Annotated in this window: 4 protein-coding genes; 3 read left to right on the top strand and 1 reads right to left on the bottom strand. The window is 65.9% G+C overall.

Features of this window, described 5'->3' with window-relative positions; translation table 11 throughout:
- Together ON45_RS09310 and ON45_RS09305 are read left to right on the top strand one after the other, a co-directional pair.
- The coding region (locus ON45_RS09310) for a carbohydrate ABC transporter permease (protein WP_040493382.1) at nucleotides 1-728 on the top strand (728 nt) is incomplete at its 5' end.
- Nucleotides 718-1593, top strand: a complete 876-nt coding sequence (locus tag ON45_RS09305; protein WP_040493381.1) for a carbohydrate ABC transporter permease — start codon at nucleotides 718-720, stop codon at nucleotides 1591-1593. The genes ON45_RS09310 and ON45_RS09305, both read left to right, overlap by 11 nt.
- Nucleotides 1594-1600: 7 nt before the next feature.
- On the opposite strand, the gene ON45_RS09300 is transcribed toward ON45_RS09305, so the two are convergent.
- Entirely contained in the window at nucleotides 1601-2617 is a 1017-nt protein-coding gene (locus ON45_RS09300; protein WP_051062798.1) for an LLM class flavin-dependent oxidoreductase, read from the bottom strand.
- A 103-nt stretch (nucleotides 2618-2720) separates the two neighbouring features.
- Between ON45_RS09300 and ON45_RS09295 the strand changes: the two genes are divergently transcribed.
- Nucleotides 2721-3666 (top strand): Clp protease N-terminal domain-containing protein (locus tag ON45_RS09295; RefSeq protein ID WP_040493380.1); only part of this gene is annotated, 946 nt, incomplete at its 3' end.

The following is a 3666-nucleotide window of genomic DNA, read 5'->3' as shown; positions in this document are numbered from 1 at the left end:
TGCTGGCGATCGCGGGACTCTGGACCGCCGAGTACCGGCAGGTGTTCGTCGTGACGATGATCATCTCGGTCGGAACCGTCGTCGGTGGTCTGGCGCTCGCGCTGGCCATCGCCTACCTCGCGTATCAACCGATTCGCGGAGCGAACGTCTACCGGACGCTGCTCGTGTGGCCCTACGCGATCTCGCCACCGATCGCGGGTCTGCTCTTCTTCGTCATGTTCGACGCGAACTCGGGGATCATCGAGCACTGGCTCGACGCACTCCTCGGCGTCGCGCTCCCGGATTACCGGACGAACCCGCGCCTCGCACAGTTCGTCGTGATCCTCGCCAGCATCTGGAAGACCCTCGGCTACAACCTGCTGTTCTACATCGCCGGGCTGCAGACGGTTCCGAAGGACCAGGTGGAAGCGGCGATGCTCGACGGTGCGAACTCGCGCCAACGGTTCCGCTACGTCGTCGTCCCCGCGCTCTCGCCGATCACGTTCTTCCTGATCGTCACCAACCTCACCTACGCGTTCTTCGAGACCTACGGGACGATCGACTACCTCACGGCGGGTGGGCCTGCAGGCCAGACGAGTGTGGCGATGTACGAGGTCATCCAGGTCGCGATCCCCGGGCGGGACCTCGGGCGCGGTGCCGCGCAGTCGCTGGTGCTGTTCGGCGGTGTGGTGGCCCTGACGATCTGGCAATTCCGCTCGACCGGCCGAAGGGTCAGCTATGGCACGTGACGCACCGACCGTCGACCGACCGGCGCGGTCCTGGACCGATCCGTTCCGCCCGCGCTCGAGGATCGATCGGTGGTACACGCACGCGGCACTCATCGCGACCGTCGCCGTCATCGGATTCCCGCTGATCTACGCGATCATCGTGTCCACCCAGTCGAACGCCGAGTACTTCTCCCGCCAGATCACCCCGGGTTCGAGCCTCGCGGAGAACTTCGACGTCGTGTGGAACCAGCGTGACCTCGGCCGGTACATGATCAACTCCACGATCCAGGCCGTGATCATCACCGTCGGCAAGACGATCACCGCGATGCTCGCCGGACTCGCGTTCGTCCACTTCAACTTCCGTGGGAAGTGGTTCGTGTTCTGGTTCGTGCTGGTGACGCTGATGATGCCGACCGAGATCTCGATCATCGCCCTGTTCCAGATCGTCGGCGACCTCGGCTGGGGGAACTCGATGCTCGCGCTGACCGTGCCGTTCCTCGCCTCGGCGACCGGCGCGTTCCTGTTTCGTCAACACTTCGCGAAGCTGCCGCCGGAGCTGTCCGAAGCGGCTCGACTCGACGGCGCCGGCCCGATCCAGTTCCTGTGGCGGATCCTGCTGCCGCTGTCGTGGAACGTGATCGGAGCCCTCGCCGTGATCCAGTTCCTCTACTCGTGGAACATGTACCTCTGGCCGCGCCTCGTGATCAACGACCAGTCGTCGCAGGTGGTCCAGATCGGGTTGGGCACGTTGCGCAACGTCGGCGGCGGGCAGTCGTACGGTCCGCTGATGCTGGGCGCAGTGATCGCCTCGATCCCGCCGACGCTGGTGTTCATCGCCCTCCAGCGAACGTTCTTGAAGGGCTTCTCGATCTCCAGCAACAAGTAGCCAGGTGTCAGAGGCGGACGGGGTCGAGGGTGTCGGCGACGAGGTCGACCGAGCGCAGGCGGTCCTCGATCGTCGGCGACGCGTGCGCGGTGATCACTTCGTCGACCTGGGCGTGATGCGCGAACTCGCGCAGATACGTCGCGACTTCTTCGGCCTCGCCGACGGCGGAGTAGTGCATCATCTGCGCCAGTTGCTGACCCTGCGGCGATGCGAGCACGGCGTCGGCCTGCTCGTCGGTCAGATCCCGGCCCGGGGTGAGGAAGCGGGCGACGCGTGAACGGCGCACGTGGATGAACTGGTCCTGCGCGTGGTCGGCGTCGTCGGCGGCGATCACGTTCACGCCGGCGATCACGTACGGCTCCCCGAGCTGTTCCGACGGCTCGAACTCGTTGCGGTACAGCTCGACCGCCTGGAGCAGGGCGCCCGGTGAGAAGTGCGAGGCGAAGCCGTACGGGAGGCCGAGCCGTGCCGCGAGGCGGGCGCCGAACAGCGATGACCCGAGGATGTACAGGGGCACGTCGGTTCCGGCCCCGGGGACCGCGACGACACCCTCGACCCGCGACTCACCGCGCAGGTATCCCTGCAGTTCCATCACGTCGTCGGGGAAGTGATCGGACGCACGCAGGTCGCGGCGCATCGCCCGGATCGTGGTCTGGTCGCTCCCGGGAGCGCGGCCGAGTCCGAGGTCGATCCGGCCCGGGTGCAGCGTGGCGAGCGTGCCGAACTGTTCGGCGATCACGAGCGGTGAATGGTTCGGGAGCATCACGCCACCCGCGCCGAGGCGGATCGACGAGGTGTGGTTCGCGACGTGGGCGATCAGCACGCTCGTCGCCGACGAGGCGATCGCCGCCATGTTGTGGTGTTCGGCGTACCAGACCCGTTCGTAGCCACGCGCTTCGGCGCGTTGGGCGAGTTGCACGCTGTTCGCGAAGGCGTCGCGGGCGGTCTGGTTGCTTCCGATGATCGCGAGGTCGAGGATCGAGATGCGCGGTGCGGTGTCGACGGGCTGGCTCACGTTGACCATCATGGCGTGCAGGAAGTGGAGAACAACGAAGCGAACCGGCATCGAAGTTGATACACTAACACTCAGCATTATTGAGTATCGATGAGGAGAGGCACGTAGAGGAATGGCGTTCGACCCGAAGAAGTGGACCATCAAGACCCAGGAGGCGTTCTCCGCGGCGATCGACGACGCCAAGGCGCGCTCCAACCCCGAACTCACGCCCGATCACGTGCTCTCGGCGATGATGCGCCAGGAGGGCACGATCGTCCCGGCGGTGTTGGCGAAGCTCGGCCTCGCCCCGCTGATGGTCCGCAACCACGCCGACGAGGCGGTCACCCGGCTCCCGAACGCGTACGGCGGCGACGAGCCGCGGATGTCGAAGGAACTGAACAACACGGTCGCGAACGCCGAGAAGTACCAGAAGGACTTCAAGGACGATTTCCTCTCCGTCGAGCACCTGTTGCTCGCGATGAACGACCGGCTGGACATGGGTTCCGAGGAGGTCATGCAGGCGATGCAGGCGGTGCGGGGCTCGCACCGGGTGACCGATCAGAACCCCGAGGAGAAGTTCGCCGCGCTCGAGAAGTACGGCCAGGACCTCACCGCGCTCGCGGCCGCCGGCAAGATCGATCCGGTCATCGGACGTGACGAGGAGATCCGTCGCGCGATCCAGGTGCTGTCACGGCGCACCAAGAACAACCCCGTGTTGATCGGCGAGCCGGGCGTCGGCAAGACCGCCATCGTCGAAGGTCTCGCCTCGCGGATCGCGGACGGTGACGTGCCGGAAGGGCTGAAGAACAAGCGTCTGATTGCGCTCGACATCGCGTCCATGCTCGCCGGCGCGAAGTACCGCGGCGAGTTCGAGGAGCGCCTCAAGGCCGTGCTCAAGGAGATCACCGATGCCGAGGGTGAGGTGATCACGTTCGTCGACGAGATCCACACGATCGTCGGTGCCGGCGGCGCCGAGGGAGCGATGGACGCCGGCAACATGATCAAGCCGATGCTCGCCCGCGGCGAACTGAGGATGATCGGTGCGACCACCCTCGACGAGTACCGCAAGCACGTCGAGA

It is taken from the genome of Ilumatobacter nonamiensis YM16-303 (genome assembly GCF_000350145.1).
GTDB lineage: Bacteria > Actinomycetota > Acidimicrobiia > Acidimicrobiales > Ilumatobacteraceae > Ilumatobacter_A > Ilumatobacter_A nonamiensis.
This window is presented reverse-complemented; position numbering and strand designations above follow the sequence as displayed.